This is a genomic window from Shouchella phoenicis (assembly GCF_047238345.1).
Classification (GTDB): domain Bacteria; phylum Bacillota; class Bacilli; order Bacillales; family Bacillaceae_D; genus Shouchella.
Map to the genome: position 1 here is coordinate 1,855,219 of NZ_JBDFMQ010000001.1, position 18,046 is coordinate 1,873,264.

The 18,046-nt window shown below is 40.9% G+C and carries 16 protein-coding genes; 5 read left to right on the top strand and 11 right to left on the bottom strand.

Annotated elements, in window-relative coordinates:
* Positions 1-29 precede the first annotated feature (29 nt).
* Together ABC361_RS10010 and ABC361_RS10015 are read right to left on the bottom strand one after the other, a co-directional pair.
* Entirely contained in the window at positions 30-617 is a 588-nt protein-coding gene (locus ABC361_RS10010; protein ID WP_413073850.1) for a YdhK family protein, read from the bottom strand.
* A 140-nt stretch (positions 618-757) separates the two neighbouring features.
* The gene (locus tag ABC361_RS10015; RefSeq protein ID WP_413073851.1) at positions 758-1,639 is read right to left on the bottom strand and encodes a YitT family protein; all 882 of its coding nucleotides are present in this window, start codon (positions 1,637-1,639) and stop codon (positions 758-760) included.
* Positions 1,640-1,800: 161 nt separating this feature from the next.
* On the opposite strand from ABC361_RS10015, the gene motA reads away from it, so the two are divergent.
* From motA to ytvI, 3 genes are all read left to right on the top strand, one after another.
* Positions 1,801-2,607 carry a flagellar motor stator protein MotA gene (gene motA / locus ABC361_RS10020; RefSeq protein WP_099300768.1) on the top strand — a complete coding sequence of 269 codons (807 nt, stop codon included), beginning with the start codon at positions 1,801-1,803 and terminating at the stop codon, positions 2,605-2,607.
* A complete protein-coding gene (locus ABC361_RS10025; protein WP_099300769.1) occupies positions 2,585-3,355 on the top strand; it encodes an OmpA family protein in 771 nt (256 codons plus the stop codon). Before motA ends, ABC361_RS10025 begins: the two co-directional genes overlap by 23 nt.
* A gap of 138 nt (positions 3,356-3,493) precedes the next feature.
* Complete coding sequence (gene ytvI, locus ABC361_RS10030) at positions 3,494-4,624, top strand: sporulation integral membrane protein YtvI (RefSeq protein ID WP_413073852.1); 1,131 nt, start codon at positions 3,494-3,496, stop codon at positions 4,622-4,624.
* A 40-nt stretch (positions 4,625-4,664) separates the two neighbouring features.
* Here the strand turns inward: ytvI and ABC361_RS10035 are convergent, their stop codons facing one another.
* From ABC361_RS10035 to fadH, 9 genes are all read right to left on the bottom strand, one after another.
* Positions 4,665-5,201, bottom strand: a complete 537-nt coding sequence (locus ABC361_RS10035; RefSeq protein WP_413073853.1) for a TraR/DksA family transcriptional regulator — start codon at positions 5,199-5,201, stop codon at positions 4,665-4,667.
* An 82-nt stretch (positions 5,202-5,283) separates the two neighbouring features.
* A complete protein-coding gene (locus ABC361_RS10040) occupies positions 5,284-6,048 on the bottom strand; it encodes an ABC transporter permease (RefSeq protein ID WP_413073854.1) in 765 nt (254 codons plus the stop codon).
* A complete protein-coding gene (locus ABC361_RS10045) occupies positions 6,045-6,968 on the bottom strand; it encodes an ABC transporter ATP-binding protein (protein ID WP_413075750.1) in 924 nt (307 codons plus the stop codon). The genes ABC361_RS10040 and ABC361_RS10045 overlap by 4 nt, the downstream gene beginning before the upstream one ends.
* Positions 6,969-7,102: 134 nt before the next feature.
* The gene (gene parC / locus ABC361_RS10050) at positions 7,103-9,535 is read right to left on the bottom strand and encodes a DNA topoisomerase IV subunit A (protein ID WP_413073855.1); all 2,433 of its coding nucleotides are present in this window, start codon (positions 9,533-9,535) and stop codon (positions 7,103-7,105) included.
* On the bottom strand, positions 9,536-11,503 hold the full coding sequence (parE, locus tag ABC361_RS10055; RefSeq protein WP_413073856.1) for a DNA topoisomerase IV subunit B: 1,968 nt from the start codon (positions 11,501-11,503) through the stop codon (positions 9,536-9,538).
* A gap of 197 nt (positions 11,504-11,700) precedes the next feature.
* Complete coding sequence (locus ABC361_RS10060) at positions 11,701-12,108, bottom strand: CoA-binding protein (protein ID WP_413073857.1); 408 nt, start codon at positions 12,106-12,108, stop codon at positions 11,701-11,703.
* A 15-nt stretch (positions 12,109-12,123) separates the two neighbouring features.
* Positions 12,124-13,677 carry an ABC transporter permease/substrate-binding protein gene (locus ABC361_RS10065; RefSeq protein WP_413073858.1) on the bottom strand — a complete coding sequence of 518 codons (1,554 nt, stop codon included), beginning with the start codon at positions 13,675-13,677 and terminating at the stop codon, positions 12,124-12,126.
* 71 nt (positions 13,678-13,748) lie between these two features.
* Positions 13,749-14,795 carry an ABC transporter ATP-binding protein gene (locus ABC361_RS10070; RefSeq protein ID WP_413073859.1) on the bottom strand — a complete coding sequence of 349 codons (1,047 nt, stop codon included), beginning with the start codon at positions 14,793-14,795 and terminating at the stop codon, positions 13,749-13,751.
* A 103-nt stretch (positions 14,796-14,898) separates the two neighbouring features.
* Positions 14,899-15,690 carry a 2,4-dienoyl-CoA reductase gene (fadH, locus tag ABC361_RS10075; RefSeq protein WP_413075751.1) on the bottom strand — a complete coding sequence of 264 codons (792 nt, stop codon included), beginning with the start codon at positions 15,688-15,690 and terminating at the stop codon, positions 14,899-14,901.
* A gap of 248 nt (positions 15,691-15,938) precedes the next feature.
* Here fadH and ABC361_RS10080 point away from each other — a divergent pair, with 248 nt between their 5' ends.
* Both ABC361_RS10080 and ABC361_RS10085 read left to right on the top strand, forming a co-directional pair.
* Positions 15,939-17,006, top strand: coding sequence for a tyrosine-type recombinase/integrase (locus tag ABC361_RS10080; RefSeq protein ID WP_413073860.1), 1,068 nt, complete (start codon positions 15,939-15,941; stop codon positions 17,004-17,006).
* Positions 17,007-17,438: 432 nt separating this feature from the next.
* The gene (locus ABC361_RS10085; protein WP_413073861.1) at positions 17,439-18,035 is read left to right on the top strand and encodes a sulfite exporter TauE/SafE family protein; all 597 of its coding nucleotides are present in this window, start codon (positions 17,439-17,441) and stop codon (positions 18,033-18,035) included.
* Positions 18,036-18,046: the final 11 nt, after the last annotated feature.

Below are 18,046 nucleotides of genomic sequence, written 5' to 3' on the forward strand. Positions count from 1 at the left end.
CTTTTGCTCACTTTTTTCTACATCTATCCTTAATCGACAGCCATTAATTCATCTTCAACGACCCATTTGTGATTCTGGACTTCTTCTCCATCTGTTGTGGTAAAATCAACCATATACACCGTTGTACTCTGTGCCGAATCGATTTCCGCTACAGCGCCTTCCATTCCTGGCATATGAGAGGCATTCATCGTTGCTTCCTCACCGATTTCAAGCGGTTCTTCCCCAACTTCAACAAATTCTTCATGTACGACCCATTCATGATCTTCCACTTGCTGCCCACCATCTGCTGGTTCATAAGAAACTGTATAGACGGTCGTATCAAACGCTCCTGTTATTACCACTTCAACACCGTTCATTTCAGGCATATGCCCCTCTTCAATATAGGCTGTAGTTCCTACCGGAAACAACGGATCATCTTCATCTTCTAACCCTTCAGGTATCTCGCCTGAGCTTGACAAATCCATCTCATGCCCTGCATGTTCGTCACCAGCTTCATCATGCATGTCATGATTCTCATCTGATGAAGAGGTATCGTCTGTTTCTCCATTTCCACATGCAACCAGTGTAAAGGCTAGTCCGATAAGTGTTGCCGTTAATAGATGATTTTTTTTACGCATATGTAACACTCCTTTAGTATGTTATTCTCAACCAATATACCATACCCTCGTATAGTATAACAGGGATAGGTTGTGACAACCATCAAAACCATTAAAAATGAGGATTTATCACTAGTACATACAGTCACAAAGAATGTCAGTTAATGATCGTCTTTTCGTTTAAATGTCGATCCTCTGGATTCATGTGCATTAATAATGGTGAAAAAGGCATGCTTATCTACCGCATAGATGGCTTTTTTGAGCTGCATAATTTCCATTCGCTTCACGACAACATAAAGCACGTCTTTTTCGTCACCCTCGTAACCGCCCTGTCCTTTTAACCGTGTAACCCCTTTTCCTAACCGCTGCGTAAGAATTTTTGTTAGTTCATCGTAGTGACTTGACACGATCATGACCGCTTTTGTTGAATCTAACCCTTCTACAACGGTATCAATCGCTTTCGCAGCAACATAGTACGTCAGCACGGAGTACATCGCATTCTCAATGCCAAATACAAAAACTGCCCATGCAAAGACAAAAATATTAAAAACGAGTACGCATTCGCCTACGGTAAACGGCAATCGTTTTGTGATAAGTAAGGATAAAATTTCTGTTCCATCCATGGCACCGCCATTACGAATGACGATTCCCACTCCAATTCCTAGTAGTAGCCCACCAAAAATCGTGGCTAATAAAGGGGTATCTGTAATTGGCGCAAAATGAAACTGATGCAAGATCGCTTCAGTTGCGGCTAATCCAATGATTCCAAGAAGAGAGTAAACGAAGAAAGATTTTCCTAAATGTTTATAGCCTATGTATAAGAAAGGAATGTTCAAGAGAAAGACGAGTAATCCAAAATTAATTGACGTTATGCGGTTTAAGATTAAAGATATCCCGATAATCCCACCGTCGATAATGTTATTTGGTAATAAAAATAATTCAATCGCGACAGCAGCAAAAATAGCACCTACAATGACAAGTAGCCATCGAACTGAAGAGTAAGATCTCAACGTAAACGCCTCCCTCTCTTTTACTATGGTCAATTGGAGAATTATTATGCAATATTACCCATGTATGGATCATCCTTTAGACTCAATTCATGTGAACAATTGATGAAATTCGTGTTCTTACTTCAATGTCGAATGGAATGAACCGATTTAATTAGTAAGGCAAGGTCTTATATTTTTAACTAAAGGAGACATTCATGGATAAGTCGTCGTACATTGGTATATTTTTAGGTTTTTGCACAATCGTACTTGGCATCCTTTTAAAAGGATCAAGTCTTGAAGTATTACTAAATCCTGCAGCAATTGTCATCATCTTATTAGGAACGTTTGCTTGTGTGTTTATTGCGTTTCCTTTTGACGATATTAAACGAATTCCAAAGCTCTTCCGCGTTCTTTTTTCAAATAGAAAAGATGAAACCCAAGAGGAAATCATTGAACATTTTGTTGAGTATGCATCCATATCTAGACGAGATGGCATGCTTGCGTTGGAAGGCAAAATTGACGAGATTGAAGATCCTTTTTTTAGACAAGCGATTCGCATGATGATCGATGGCCAGGACCCTGATTTTATTCGTCATGCGATGCACGAGCGCATTGATGCGATGCAAGAACGACATGCTTCAGGAGCCGCTATCTTTAGTCAAGCAGGCACATACTCCCCAAGCTTAGGTGTTTTAGGAGCAGTGCTCGGTTTAATTGCTGCTTTAGGGAATCTAGACGATATTACCATGCTAGGGGAATCGATTGCTGCTGCTTTCGTTGCTACCCTGCTCGGGATTTTCTTTGGTTACGTACTTTGGCACCCTTTTGCAAATAAATTAAAACGAAAGTCAAAGGTTGAGGTTTTACACCAACACATGATTATTGAAGGTACCATTGCCATTATTAACGGAAGCTCTCCTCGTTCGATCGAAGAATACTTAAGTGTGTATCTAGAAGAGAAGAAACAACATCGCGTAAAGGGAGGAGTCGAGAGCAAAAATGTTGCAGAAGCGGAGATCTAGATCGCGATCTGAAGATGAGCATGTGGATGAATCGTGGCTTCTACCTTATGCCGATATGCTAACGTTATTAGTCGCGTTGTTTATTGTGTTGTTTGCCATGGGTCAAGTCGATCAAGCAAAATATGATGAATTGCGCGTTGTCCTTTCTGAAACCCTCGGTGGCAAAGGCATTCTTGATTATCAAGATTCGATTGTTGAAGACGAAAGCCCTACCGAAGATTCGACCATCTCGACAGAGTTATTAAGCGAAGCAGCGAAAGTTGAGAAATCCGAACTGGAGCAACTGCAATCCCAGCTTAACGGGTACATAGAAGAAAAAGCACTGGCTGACCGTTTGCAAACGGAGCTTGGTGCATCGGGGTTACTCATTACGATTAACGACGGTATTTTGTTTGATTCTGGAAGCGCCGAGTTAAGACAAAACTCTCATGAGCTAATGGAACAACTGTCTGCAATGCTTGCGTCTGACCCCCCTCGCTATATTCAAGTATCTGGACATACCGATAATGTTCCGATGGCTGGAGCAACATTTGAATCTAATTGGGATTTAAGTGGCGCTCGTGCATATAATGTAATGAAGCTATTCTTAGAATCGAATTATTTAGAAGCGCATCAACTCTCTTATACAGGATACGGTGAGTACCATCCAGTAGCGTCAAATGATACGACAGAAGGAAGAGAACAAAATCGCCGCGTCGAGATTTTAGTCCTTCCACTGGAAAACTTAACTGAAGTTGAATCATCGTAATGTAAAACACCTAGATCTCGCTACGTGATAGGATACGTTCGATGTCTAGGTGTTCTTGTATAGATTTGACAGTAAAATAAGCGCTCTTATACAATAAGATAAAAGAAAGCTTACTTGTCGTTGGAAGAAGGTGTGTCTTTGTCTAAAGAAGTTGGTTGGATGGTTTTACGCACATTCATAATCATTCTTTCTCTTATTTTGTTTGGCTGGCTCGTTGCCAGAGTGTTTTCCCTTACATATCCATTCTGGTTTGCGGCATTATTTGCATGGATGCTTCAACCGGTTGCCCGTTTTTTTCAATATAAATTGAAATTTAACAAAGGATTTGCAAGTTTATTTGGTTTATTAGGTGGCATCTTAGCAATAAGTGCCGTTTTAACAGGGATTGTGTTTCTTGTGTACTTTAGTTTGCGCGAGTTTTTCGAACAAGTCCCGACTTGGATTGAAGAAGGTGCTGAAAAGATTCAAATCTTCTTTAATGAAACGATTTTGCCGCTGTGGCACCAATTCCTTCAAACGTTCGATCAGTTCGATGCAGGTGGCACCAGTCCGCTCTCAGAAGGGATTAATCAATTAGGGACTTCGATAAGTAATCTTGTCGGTGATCTTGGACAGGCTGCGTTAGATCTTATTGGAAATATCCTTATTGGCCTTCCAAGTTTTCTAGTTGCCTTTCTGTTTATTATCTTAAGTATTTATTTTATGGGAAAAAGCTGGAGTTTTTACCAATCGGTATACGATCGCCACATTCCCCGTAAAGTTCGTTCTAAAGGAAAAGAGTTTGTACAAGCAACGCGGATTCGTTTATTTGGATTCATTCGCGCTCAGATCATTCTCATGATGGTTACAGCAATCATTGTGTTTGTAGGGTTGCTTATCCTTAACGTTGAAAACGCCTGGATGCTAGCAATTGTTGTTGGGATTGCTGAACTGCTGCCTTATTTAGGAACTGGGACCATATTAATTCCGTGGTTTGTCTATCTTTTTGTAACAGGAGATATTTCAGGGGGATTAGGGATCGCCATTCTCTATGTCATCATCGTGATTATTAGGCAAATGCTTGAACCGAAGATATTGTCGACAAATATGAATTTAAATCCAGTAGCGGTTTTAATTTCACTGTTTGCTGGACTACAGTTGTTTGGTGCTTTTGGGCTTTTCTTAGGTCCGGTTTTACTCGTGCTTATCGTCATCCTCAACGATATCGGCTTTTTTCGAACGGTTATTCGCTTTATTCGTTTCGGTTTTGATGATACAAAAACAAATTAAAAAGAAGCCACTCATTAACCTGAGTGGCTTCTTTCTTTTGTTATTGATTGCTTTGCTCATCTGTCTTATCATCATAATGGTGATCGGCATCTGCTTCACCGGAGTGCTGGTCTGCATCTTGTTCGCGCTCTAATTCTCTTGTTGTTTCTGTATCACGGTCAAGTTGTGCATGATGCAATCCTACTGCTCGATCTTCTTCGCTACTATCTGCGAATGGCTCTTCCGCTTGTTCTTGAGCTTCCGTTGTTCGTTTTGCATAAGGAAGTGCCTCTAGTCGTTCATACGGAATTTCTTTACCAGTATCCACACAGATTCCGTAAGTTCCTTCTTCCATACGCTCTAAGGCTTCATTAATTTCTGAAAGACGTTGTTCATCGGCTTCATTAATCGTCTGCGACTTTACACGGTCTTCATATTCTGAAGCAGTTTCAGCTAAATGATTATCCACACCTCTGGCAATATCACCACGAATTTCAGACATTTCTCCTTCAGGAGTAGAGGTCCGATTTTCTATTGATGCTTTCATTGATTCTAATTCTTTTTTCAAAAATTTAAATTGATCATTCGTTAATGACATAAGCCATCCTCCTATCGTATATAGTCTACTGTTCCCTTATCATTCTTTGTTCAAACAAATAGACATTGGAAGACGACAGACATTAAATGACATCACGCTTTTTGAAAAGCATATGCCCGAGAATGAGGAAAAGGATGCTATGTCCTAGTATAAAGAGAACTGATTGCCATAAACCATCAAACGGCGCTGAGAACATTTGCAGTTCAAAAATGTTAATTAAATCAACATGGGTTAATACAATCCATTTCGGCCATTCAAAAAACTCGTTTAGAGTCGTAAATATTCCACCGAAAAAATAAGGGATAAGCGCAACGACAATTGTAATAGCTGTGTTTCGAGTCAGTGTCGCAATTAAAAGGGCAAGTGTAAAATAAAAGGTCATCCCAGGTAAAGAATACAACATAAACCGAAGTGTTGTGAGAAACCCTTCTCCCCACGATAAGCTAGAATCACCGTTAAAGAGAATCATATGAATTGGGTAGATGACGAGACTCATAGCGATATAGAGTCCTAAACCAATTAAAAGGGTGGTAACCCATTTTGCAAATAATAAAGTGTGACGGGAAACAGGACGAATTAGTAATTGCTTAATCGTTCCAGAGCGAAACTCACCTGCAACAGCACCTGTCATTTGTATTACAACGTATATGTTAATCATTTGGGCAAGCGTCGTAAAACCAAGAACGAGAAAAAGCTGACCTAGTAAAACACTCCCAGCAAATGAGTCTGCCAGTAGCGTAAGGCCGGTTCCTAGCAATAGACTTCCAAAGAGGACGATAAGAAAGATCCATATTTTCCGTCCATACCATGCTTTTTTAAATTCGTTTTTCATTAGCGAAAGCATCATTTTGGCGTCCCTCCTTTTTCTTCTGTTAAGGAGAAGTACGCATCTTCTAAGCGTTTTTTATACGATAAGCTATAGACCGATAAAGATGCTTGACTGAGTTTATGAATAACGTTTGGAATTTCTTGAAACGATACATTCTTAATCTCTAAATGTTGCTCGATCTGTGCCACGTTCCACTCTTCTTTTAAGAGCTGTTCGGCCTCGAATAGTGGCTCTACTTCAATTGATACCGTGACCGTTTCCGATTGTTCTTTCATTGCCTTCACACTTACTTCATCGACGAGCTGGCCATTTTTAATAATGACAGCACGGTCACACAACATCTCAATTTCACTTAGTTGGTGACTTGAAACAAGTAATGTTACTTCATCTTTTGTGGCAAGCTGCCGTAAATAGTCCCTGAGATCTCGTATCCCTTGAGGGTCTAATCCATTCGTTGGTTCGTCTAAAAGCAAGACACTTGGACGATGCAAAATTGAAATAGCAATGCCTAGACGTTGCTTCATTCCTAATGAATATGACTTTACTTTTTTATGTATCGCATGTTCTAAATCTACAAGTTTCACGACTTCTTCCATTCGTTCTTTCGTGATAGGCCGTGGACTCATATCTGCAAAATGCTGTAAATTTTGCATACCTGTTAAGTAGGTATATAAATCTGGGTTTTCAACAATGGCACCTACATGTTCTAGCGCTTGCTCGCGATTTAAAGATAGGCTGTTTCCTTCAATATAAACCTCCCCGTCATCTGGTTTAATGAGTGAAACCATCATCCGAATTGTCGTTGTTTTTCCAGATCCATTCGGTCCTAAGAACCCATAAATTTTACCCCGTTCCAGCGAAAAGGATAAGTCTTGAATCACCGGCTTTCCGCCGAGCGACTTACTTAAATGTTCAACGACTAAAGGGTACGCGTTCATTTCCATCATGTACACTCCTTTCACTTCCAATTAGAGTCATTATACGCACACTTTTCACTTAACGTACAGAGAGACGGCTCAAAAAAGCACGACTGCAGCTTGTCACTACAATCGTGCTTTCTGTATATTTATTCTTACTCTGTCGTATCAATGACGATTTTTAAATGTTGTGCTTTTCCACGCTCATTCTCATCATATGCGTATGAACCGTTCGAATAGCGATCGGCTCGACGATACGTACTCGGGTCAACAAGCACACGCTCGTCTCGATCGGTTTGAATGATAAATTGTTTTGTTTCTGATGTAATCTTTTTAAAGCCGACTAAGCGGTGTGGGTTTGATTTTAATTCTCGCAGTAAAACAGAACCGCGTTTGTTTCGACTTGATTTTTCAAATTCAGTAATCGGCATGCGTTTAACGGACCCTCTTTGCGTGACACAAAGGAATTCAACTGAATCTTCAAGTTCAAACGTTTCAAAGCCAACAATGAAATCATCAGGTTTGACGTTCATCCCCTTCACACCAGCTGCTCGCTGTCCAACGAGAGATACATCGGTTTCTGAGAACCATAAGCCATAGCCTAAATGTGTTGCTGCAAAAAGTTCTTTCTTGCCATTTGTTTTTTCTACAGATGCTAACGCGTCATCTTCTTTTAGTTTAAGCGCCATAAGTGGCTTTGAGTGGCGTTGAGCTTGATATAACTTTAATTCTGATCGTTTAATCATCCCATTGCGAGTCATAAACAGCAACGACTCTCCTGTATCAAACGATGAAACGATCATCGATTCAACCAGTTCGTCATCGGAATCGATCGGAATTAAATTGGCAATGTGCTGACCGTCATCTTTCCAGCGTATATCCGGGAGCTGGTGAATCGGCAAATAGAGATAGTTGCCTTTTTTCGTAAAGAGAAGCAGGACATCTGTCGTGGATGCGACTTGGGATTGCAGCACCGTATCACCTGTTTTCATACCAGGTGCATCCTTGCTTGATGCTGTATGAGATCGAAGGCTTGTCCGTTTCACGTACCCTGAATGAGTAATTGTGACGCGAACATCCTCTGTTGCAACGAGCTGATCCATATCAATCTTTATTTCTTCAATTTCTTCTTTAATAACGGTTCGACGCTCAGAATGAAATTGTTTCTTTACTTGTAGCAGCTCTTTTTTAATGACGCTAATTAATTTTTTCTCACTTGCAAGAATCGCTTCCAGTTCAGCGATTCGCTTTTTTAATTCATCTGCTTCTTGCTCAAGCGTTGTAATATCTGTATTTGTTAAACGATAAAGTTGCAAATTCACGATCGCTTCGGATTGCGGTTCGGTAAAGGCAAACTGATCTTGAAGGTTTTGTTTTGCATCTTTTTTATCTTTTGATGCGCGAATGACCGCAATGACTTCATCTAAAATGGAAACAGCTTTGATGAGGCCTTCGACAATGTGGGCACGCTCTTGTGCTTTTTTTAATTCAAATTGCGATTTTCTTGTGAACACATCTTTTTGGTGGTCAATATATGCTTGCAACAGTGCTTTAAGGCCCATAAGTTGTGGCGTCTTTTTGTAAATCGCAACCATATTGAAATGATACATCACTTGCAAGTCGGTATGCTTAAACAAGTAGTTTAAGATGGCGTTTGGTTCCGCTTCTTTTTTCAATTCCACGACAATCTTCATGCCTGTTCGATCGGTATCGTCTCGTACTTCGGCGATGCCATCTACTTTTTTATCAAACCGAATTTCGTCCATTTTCTTAACAAGGTTGGCTTTTACGACTTCATAAGGGAGTTCGGTTATCACGATTTGCGTGCGACCGCCTCGTACTTCTTCAAAAGCAGTTTTCGCACGGACAACGACTTTTCCTTTTCCGGTTTCATACGCTTTGCGAATACCATCCAAGCCTTGGACGATTCCGCCTGTTGGAAAATCAGGCCCTTTAATAATTGTGAGAAGATCATCAATTGTTGTTTCTGGCTTTTCCATTAAGCGAACAGCGCCATCAATGATTTCTGGTAGATGATGAGGTGGGATATCCGTTGCGTACCCTGCGGAGATACCGGTTGAACCATTCACTAAGAGATTTGGGTACATGGCTGGCAACACGACCGGTTCTTCAATGGAATCATCGAAGTTCGGAATGTAGTCTACCGTTCCCTTGTCCAGATCCCGCATGAGTTCTGCGCTAATCTTTGACAAACGAGCTTCTGTATAACGCATGGCTGCAGGGGGATCGCCATCAATTGACCCGTTATTTCCGTGCATATCAATTAAGAGTTGACGTACTTTCCAATCTTGACTCATACGAACCATCGCATCATAGACAGAACTATCACCATGTGGATGATAGTTCCCAATAACATTTCCGACCGTTTTTGCTGCTTTTCGATAAGGTTTGTCCGCAGTATTTCCATCTGTATACATCGCATACAGAATACGACGCTGCACCGGTTTTAACCCATCCCTTGCATCAGGTAGTGCTCGTTCTTGAATAATGTACTTACTATATCGACTAAAGCGATCTCCAATTACATCTTCTAGGGGGAGATCAAGGTACTTTTCTGCTTTTGCCATTTATGCTTCCTCCCCAACATGAAGGTTTTCATTTTCTAGGATGTTCGTCTCTTCTTCTAAACCAAATGCTACGTGGCTTTCTATCCATTTCCGTCGAGGCTCTACTTTGTCACCCATCAAAGTTGCTACATGTCTTTCTGCACGAGCAGCATCTTCTAATCGAACACGAATTAATGTACGTGTCTCGGGATCCATCGTTGTTTCCCAAAGCTGCGTTGCGTTCATCTCACCTAAACCTTTATAGCGTTGTACGGTTGAGCCTTTCCCAATCGTCTTTAACGCTTTTTGGAGTTCGGTTTCTTCCCACGCATATTCGACTTTCTCTTTCGCCCCTGAACCTTTGCTCACTTTATACAGAGGTGGCAGTGCAATGTAAATTTTGCCACTATCAAGGAGAGGTTTCATATAGCGATAGAAGAACGTTAATAGCAATACTTGGATATGCGCTCCATCTGTATCTGCATCGGTCATAATGACAATTTTGTCGTAATTACAGTCTGATAAGTCAAAATCAGCGCCAACACCAGCGCCAATCGTGTGGATGATTGTGCGAATTTCTTCGTTTTTCATAATATCATCAAGTTTTGCTTTTTCCGTATTAATCACTTTGCCTCGCAGTGGTAGTACAGCTTGGAATTTCCGATCCCGTCCTTGCTTTGCTGAACCACCGGCTGAATCCCCCTCGACTAAATAAAGCTCATTTCGCTCAGGATTTCGGGATTGTGCAGGCGTTAACTTCCCACTCAATAATACATCTTTTCGCTTGTTTTTCTTTCCATTTCGAGCATCTTCACGAGCTTTGCGGGCGGCTTCCCGTGCTTGAGCTGCTTTAATGGACTTTTTGATCAAAGAAGTCGCAACTGTTGGATTCTCTTCTAAATAGTAGGAGAGCTGCTCTGAAATAATGGCATCAACTGCTGGTCTGGCTTCTGCAGTACCAAGCTTGCTTTTCGTTTGACCTTCAAACTGAAGTTTCGCTTCTGGTACACGAACCGAAATGACAGCGGTAAAACCTTCACGAATGTCTGAGCCATCAAGTTTTTTGTCTTTCTCTTTAAGCAAGCCGACTTTTTTCGCATGTTCGTTCATCATTCTTGTGACCGCCGTCTTTGCGCCAAGTTCATGAGTACCTCCATCACGCGTCCGAACATTATTGACAAAGGATAAGACGTTCTCTGTATACGCATCATGAAATTGAAAAGAAAAGTCCATTTCAATCCCGTTTGTTTGTCCTGAAAATGACACAACAGGATGTAGCGGTTCTTTTCCTTCATTTAAATAATCAACAAACGCTTCCAACCCCGTTTCGAATTGAAAGAGCTCTTCCATCTCTTTTCCTGCTCGTTCGTCTTTTAACGTAATTGCAACGCCACGTAATAAAAACGCCGCTTCTCTTAAACGCTCGGAAAGCATCTCGGTATTAAAATTAACGTTTGAGAAAATGGACTCATCGGGTTTAAAGCGAACAATCGTTCCAGACCCTCTTGTTTTGCCTTTTTTTTCTAACGTTGTGACTGGTTTCCCACCCTTTTCGAATCGCTGTACATACCGGTGACCATCTCGTTTAATATCTACTTCTAACCAACTCGAAAGGGCATTAACAACAGAAGCACCTACACCGTGTAAACCGCCACTTGTTGCATAGCCCCCTTGACCGAACTTACCTCCTGCGTGCAAAACGGTAAAAATGACTTCTGGCGTCGGTTTGCCAGATCGGTGCATGCCGACTGGCATCCCTCTTCCTTCATCTTGGATGGACACGCTCCCATCTTTATGGATTGTGACATAGATTGAAGCCCCATGCCCTCCTAACGCTTCATCTACGGCGTTATCGACAATTTCATATACGAGGTGATGCAACCCACGTGCATCGGTAGAACCAATATACATTCCTGGTCTTTTACGGACTGCCTCGAGCCCCTCAAGTACCTGGATGGAATCATCATTATATTCATGTTGTTTTGCCATTCCGTTCCCCTTCCTTATTAGCAGCCCACATATGAGTACAAGTGTTCTGTAAAAAGAATATACTCCATCTTTATTTTAGTCAATGTTTTCCTTGATGCAACAGTTTTTTTCTATTAAAACCTTATCACGACTGTTTGAGCACTGCAAATTTTTCCATAAAAAGCCCGTACCACAACCATTTGCAGTACGGGTATTGTTTATTTAAATTTTGCGTGCTCCACTTTAATACAGCGATCCATAACGGTTTCCACGTTATGTTCTTGCAGGTAGTCATATGCCCCTTTATCAACAACACCTAACTGTGTCCAGAATATAGGAATGCCAGCCTCTACGGTTTCCTTTGCGAGTTCAGGTAAAAATTCGCTTCTGCGGAAGATGTTTACCATATCAACTTCTACATCTAAGTCTGAAATCGAGCGATAAGATTTTTCGCCTAAAACGTGCTCGACATTAGGATTAATCGGTACAATTTTATACCCTGCATCTTGCATGGCTTGTGTAACCATGTAGCTTGTACGATCTGGATTATCTGATAATCCAACTACTGCAATACGCTTTTTCGTGTCTAATATTTCTTTTATTCGTTGATCAGTTGGGTTTTTCATGTCTGTACACTCCTTTTATTGGTTTAGTAGTCCTTTTTCTTGTAAAAATTCACGTGCAACATCAGCCGGATCTTCGTCATTAATGTCGACACGGTAATTAAGTTCAGAAATTTCGTCTTCGTTACCAACACCAGCTAATTGATTTAAAATATCCTCAAGTTCGGGATACTGGTTCATCGCAAAGCCACTAACAAGCGGCGCAGCTTGATAAGGTGGGAAGAGTGTACCGTCATCTTCTAACACAACCATATCATACTCCACAATTTGTGGGTCAGTTGAAAAGACATCGCTCAATTGAATGCTGCCATTTGAAATTGCTTGATAGCGGGTAGAAACATCAATGGTTGTGACGTTGTCAAATTCAAAACCATACACTTCTTCAAAGCCACCATATCCATCTTCACGATCAGCAAATTCAAATGTAAAGCCGACATCTAATTCGTTGGCATAAGGAGCAAGATCAGAAATCGTCTCCACTTCTAGCTCTTCTGCCAAGTCACGTGGCATGGCAAGCGCATACGTATTTTGGAAACCCATTGGTTCGAGCAAGATGTCACCAGTTTCCTCGAAAATCCCATCGCGAGCTTGCTCATAAGATTCACGCTCATCATAACTAAAGTCTTCAATATTCAATAAATCCGCTAGTACAGTTCCAGTGAATTCAGGGTAAATCGCGATATCATCGACTTCAAGCGCATTAAAGTTTACACTCGTTGTTCCAAGTGGTGCTATAACTTCGACTTCTAAATCGGTTTTTTGTTCAATTAAATGCTTGTACATATTTGCTAAGATTGGTGGCTCAGGCCCCATTTTCCCACCGATGACGATATCTGCTTGTCCTACACCACGTACGGCATTGACCGTTGGCGGAACGAGAACAATTAATAGTGCTAACACAACAACTGCCATTATAGGCTTATAAGATCCAGCTCCTTTTTTCTTTGTGCGACGTTCTGTAAAGCGCAAAATAAAGTCAAAGAAGAGCGCGAGTAAAGCAGCTGGTAATGCACCGAATAAAATATACTCATTGCTTGTACGCTGGATTCCGAGCATAATAATCTGACCAAGTCCACCTCCGCCTACTAAGGCAGCTAGCGTGGCCGTTCCTACTATTAAAACCATGGACGTACGAATACCTGCCATGACGGTTGGCATTGCAAGAGGTAGCTCAACTTTCAACAATCTCTTACGTCCGTTCATCCCCATTCCTTTTGCTGCTTCAATTAACGCAGGGTCAACTTCTTTTATCCCTGTATACGTATTTCGCAATATTGGCAAGAGCGCATATGCTGTAAGCGCAACAATTGCGGGTGTAATCCCAATCCCTACAAATAGAACTAAAAATCCGAGTAAAGCTAGCGAAGGAATGGTTTGCAAAACCGCTGCAATGCCGATGACAAATTCAGAATAACGCGTATACCGTGTAAGTAAAATCGCAATTGGAATCGCAATGGCAACGGCAATTAATAACGAGATAAGTGAAAGTTGTAGATGTTCCCAAAACGATTGTAGCAATAAGTCTGATCGTTCTTCAAAAAGTGTAAAATAAGATTCCCAAAAAGATGTCATACGTGAATTAAGTGGAATCGATCGTCTGCACGAACCCTAACGATTCACTTATCCTTTCAATTACATTAGGGTTATGCGTGATGAAGTGATGGTTGAATTGCTAATTTAGCTAGGTTTTGATACGAGACGGTTCCAATGCATCTTCCATTCTCAATGACAGGAAGTGCTGCAAAATTTCGTTCTTCTAATTGTTGAAATGCTTCTTCAATCGTTGCGTCAGCAGCTACTGTTTGATAGTTAATAATTGGTTGTCCAAAGTAAAAGACGCCCTCTAATTCACCAGATCCAGAAACAACAAACTGTAACTCTTGTCTTCCCTCGTCAAGGGTTTCTTTGACATACTCACTTTCTTCGTTAGAAGAAAGAACCGTTTTAATTGTTGGATTGTGTTCCGAGCTCGCTTTCGCCAAAAATTGAGCGACTGATTCAGAAGCGGGATTTGCTAGAAGTTGCTGAACGGTACCGATTTGTAAGACACGACCGCTTTCCATCATCGCGATACGATCACCTAGCAATTTTGCTTCATCCATATCGTGCGTAACAAACACGATGGTTTTTTTAATTTCTCGTTGCAGTGCTTTAACATCCTTCTGTAGTGATGCTCTGGAAATAGGGTCGAGCGCACTAAATGGCTCGTCCATTAACAAAATATCAGGATTAGCAGCTAATGCTCTTGCCACACCGACACGTTGTTGTTGACCACCGGACAGATCTTCAGGTAAACGGTCTCGATACGTTTCTGGTTCGAGTCCAACTAACGTTAACAGTTCATCAATCCGAGCAATCGTTTCGTCTCGTTTCCATCCTTTTAATTCTGGAACAATAGAAATGTTTTCAGCTACGGTCATATGGGGGAACAATGCGATTTGCTGCAACACGTACCCTATATTCCAACGCAATTGATGAATATCACCATGTCCCGTATTTTTATTATCAATTAAAATATCTCCTGTAGTTGGCGAAATTAATCGATTGATCATTTTTAAAGTGGTTGTTTTGCCGCACCCGCTTGGTCCGATCAAGACAAAAAACTCTCCTTTTTCAATCGTGAAATCTGCTTCAGCTACAGCCTTTGTTCCATCGTCGTACTCTTTTGACACATGATTAAATGTAATCAATACTCCCTACACCCCTTTTAACAAAAACGCTCTTTATTCTTACCCGTTATCATGCCTAGTTAACCTTATTATCATGAAAAAAACACGCGAATAGTTTCGCGTGTTATCGTTGAAATGCTGCGGCTCCCGTAAGGAACCCAGATTGGCCGATCGACTGTCCGCCGTCTATTGTAACGCACGTTCCATTTATATACGATCCTTCAGGGGAAAGTAAGTATTGCGCTAAACGAGCGACTTCTTCTCCTTTACCGAAGCGCTGCAAAGGAACGCTTTTTAATGCCATTTTGTGTGCCTTTTCACTTTGGATTAGCTTGTCAACCCCACCAGTATTTTCGATAGGCCCTGGCGCGATCGCATTGACGCGAATGCCGTAAGATGCGCCCCACTCAACCGCGAGGGTTTTCGTCATCGCTAACACCCCAGCTTTGGCACTGGCTGAATGAACAACTCCTGGTCCTCCTGTTTCAGCGTAGGTGGCCACAATATTTACCATTGATCCTGTTTGCTGGTCGGTAATCCAGCGTTTTCCAATTGTTTGTGTCATATGCCATGTTCCGTTTAAAACAATATCAATGACAGCGTGCCAACCATTTTCACTTAAATCTTCGGACGGACAAAGAAAATTTCCAGCAGCATTATTCACAACGCCTGTAATTGGCCCAACATGCTCATAGACGTCTTGGACCATTCTTTCGATATCTTCGCGGTTTCGTACGTCTAAAGCAAACGTTTGAATTTGCTCAGGGAATGTTTCGAGCTCTTGCTTTGTTTGTGCAAGTCGTTCTTCATTTCGCGCGCAAACAATAACACGTGCTCCTGCTTGGGCAAATTGTTTAACCATAGCTTTTCCCATTCCGCTGCTACCGCCAGTAACAACAATCACTTCATTTTCCATATTGACCTGACCTCCTGCCTCATGCAATCCGTTCTCCTCCCTTTCATTATGAAGAAGATCGCAGAAAATTGAAAGGGTTTGCAAAAACAAATTTTCGCTTATTTTTCAGCTGAACGCAAGTATTGGATTTTTGCAATGAGAAAGACAATTACTCAGCCTTTCATTAATAACTGCAAAATAAACGTTCCATGAAATAATCATTTCACAGAACGTTTATTTTACGTTAAACTAGAGTTGAGGTGACCAAGATGTCGATATTCGCTAAAATTAATCAACACGATTCTCGAAAGGATCAGCAGCAGATTAATCGTGACAAGCACACGTTCCGACGTTTAGATGATATGCCTGATTTTATCCAAGGCTATGTCCAATATATTTTGTCGTTAGGTTATAGTCATTCAACGATTCAACGCTATATTTATGATTACGTAGATTTTTTTAATTTTGTCCAGCGGCAAAGTGATGAAGAAATGTTTTCATCAACAGCAATCAAGCTAAATGACTTTGCCCAATTAAATCAACAAGGTATTGAACATTATGTTTCGTTTCTAGCAATGGAGTTAGAAAATGAAGCGAAAACGATCAACCGAAAACTATCTGCTCTTCAATCGCTCTTTCATTATTTAATAAAACAATATGGACTTTCAGAAAACCCTGTTTTATCCGTGACACGGCCAAAAGTTAAAAAACGGGAACCGATATATTTGTCGATTGAAGAAATGAAAGCAATTGTAAACCTAGCATTAAGTGAAGAAGGGTTAAGCGCAAGGCAAAAAAAATATCACGAGTTGCTGCGGATGCGGGATTATACAGCAATTATGCTTCTTGTACGCACCGGATTACGGGTGTCTGAACTAGCGTCCCTTGAACATGCCGACATCCATTTCTCTCACCAGGAAATGCGAGTACTTGGCAAAGGCAATAAACAGCGGACGATTCCGTTGTCGGAAGAAGTTTTGCAAGTTATTCGACAATACGTCGATAGTCTACCTGTTGATGTTCGACCTAACCAACACGACGCTCTTTTGGTCGGCTTTGATTTTCGGACGATGGCGTATACGCCTTCTATCGGTGTAAGTGCGCTGCAAAAAATGATCCAACGATTAATAGATCGAGCAAAAATGACGATCCCTTCTCTTGCGAACCGAACCATCACGGCACATAAACTTCGTCATAGTTTCGCGACGGCGCTTATTCGGAATGGTGTAAATGTATTGACGTTGCAACAGTTATTAGGCCACGAATCTGTTGCCACAACCCAAGTGTATGCACATGTAGACTATGAAGCGAAAATTAAAGCGATTCATTCGTGGTAGATACGAGGATGGGACACGTGCTGAAAAGACGGTTAATCAAGAGATTAATCGTCTTTTCTTTGTTCTTTATCATGCTGGTATAAGAGCTTAAGAGTCCGCAACAAAGAAGATATGGTTAACGGAAGTAAAACGGATTTTGTGCTTGTAACCGCGGAAAAGCGAGAGTGGTACTCATAACTAATTGTCATTATCGGTGTTTCAAACGACAACATACGTTTAGTCCCATTCCTTTTCGTGTATACGGAACAAATTAAGTATACATATTAATTATTATGTAAACTTAATAAGTGCATGGTTTTATTACACAATCATACATAACTTATTCCAATTAATTTTTTTATAAATCATGTATAGTCTCTTTTTTCTCGGACAAACTACAAGCAACTTCCAAAGATAACGAACGTAGAATATGCGCAAAAAGGAGTGAGTCTAATGTTTTCCTTTTTTATCCATTCTTTTGCATCGATTTTTTCTGTCACTTATCCGATCTTTTTTAATCATATGAGTAAACCGAAACAAACGGTTGATGGTGAAGAATATGTATCGGGCACAGTCTTATTTACTGTAGCCATAAGTATCTTTATTCTTCTTGTCGCACAAGTTATATTCTCTTGGGCTTATGTCCCTATTGGATTTATGCAAATGCTTGGCGGTCTTGTTATTTTATCAATTGCCATTACCTTAATGCGGAAGAATAGTCCGATTTCATCCAATTGGAAAGACTGGTTTCACACGTCGGTTGAAGATGGATTTTCAAGCATTGAAGAAATGCTTCATTCTGTTAAACAATTAACGGCAAATCAGCCTAAATCCATAACGGCTTACGTTACATACTTGGCTTTTTTTGCTGTATACTGTGTATCTTATGCCCTTCACTTGCTAATATGTTGGGTATACGGCCAGTTAAACAATCGTGCCCTTTTCTTTGTGACGAAATTTACAGGGCTCATTTTAACTTTCTTCGCACTTGAAATGCTGCTGTTTGGCTTTATGGACGTGTTAAGTGTCATTGATCAGCGTGCTTCATAATGAAAAAGACT

Bases quoted from the DNA above. Each gene is read 5' to 3' on its own strand.
- ABC361_RS10010 (WP_413073850.1), bottom strand. From the start codon at position 617: ATGCGTAAAAAAAATCATCTATTAACGGCAACACTTATCGGACTAGCC.
- motA (WP_099300768.1), top strand. From the start codon at position 1,801: ATGGATAAGTCGTCGTACATTGGTATATTTTTAGGTTTTTGCACAATC.
- ABC361_RS10025 (WP_099300769.1), top strand. From the start codon at position 2,585: ATGTTGCAGAAGCGGAGATCTAGATCGCGATCTGAAGATGAGCATGTG.
- ABC361_RS10035 (WP_413073853.1), bottom strand. From the start codon at position 5,201: ATGTCATTAACGAATGATCAATTTAAATTTTTGAAAAAAGAATTAGAA.
- ABC361_RS10040 (WP_413073854.1), bottom strand. From the start codon at position 6,048: ATGATGCTTTCGCTAATGAAAAACGAATTTAAAAAAGCATGGTATGGA.
- ABC361_RS10045 (WP_413075750.1), bottom strand. From the start codon at position 6,968: ATGAACGCGTACCCTTTAGTCGTTGAACATTTAAGTAAGTCGCTCGGC.
- parC (WP_413073855.1), bottom strand. From the start codon at position 9,535: ATGGCAAAAGCAGAAAAGTACCTTGATCTCCCCCTAGAAGATGTAATT.
- parE (WP_413073856.1), bottom strand. From the start codon at position 11,503: ATGGCAAAACAACATGAATATAATGATGATTCCATCCAGGTACTTGAG.
- ABC361_RS10060 (WP_413073857.1), bottom strand. From the start codon at position 12,108: ATGAAAAACCCAACTGATCAACGAATAAAAGAAATATTAGACACGAAA.
- ABC361_RS10065 (WP_413073858.1), bottom strand. From the start codon at position 13,677: ATGACATCTTTTTGGGAATCTTATTTTACACTTTTTGAAGAACGATCA.
- fadH (WP_413075751.1), bottom strand. From the start codon at position 15,690: ATGGAAAATGAAGTGATTGTTGTTACTGGCGGTAGCAGCGGAATGGGA.
- ABC361_RS10080 (WP_413073860.1), top strand. From the start codon at position 15,939: ATGTCGATATTCGCTAAAATTAATCAACACGATTCTCGAAAGGATCAG.
- ABC361_RS10085 (WP_413073861.1), top strand. From the start codon at position 17,439: ATGTTTTCCTTTTTTATCCATTCTTTTGCATCGATTTTTTCTGTCACT.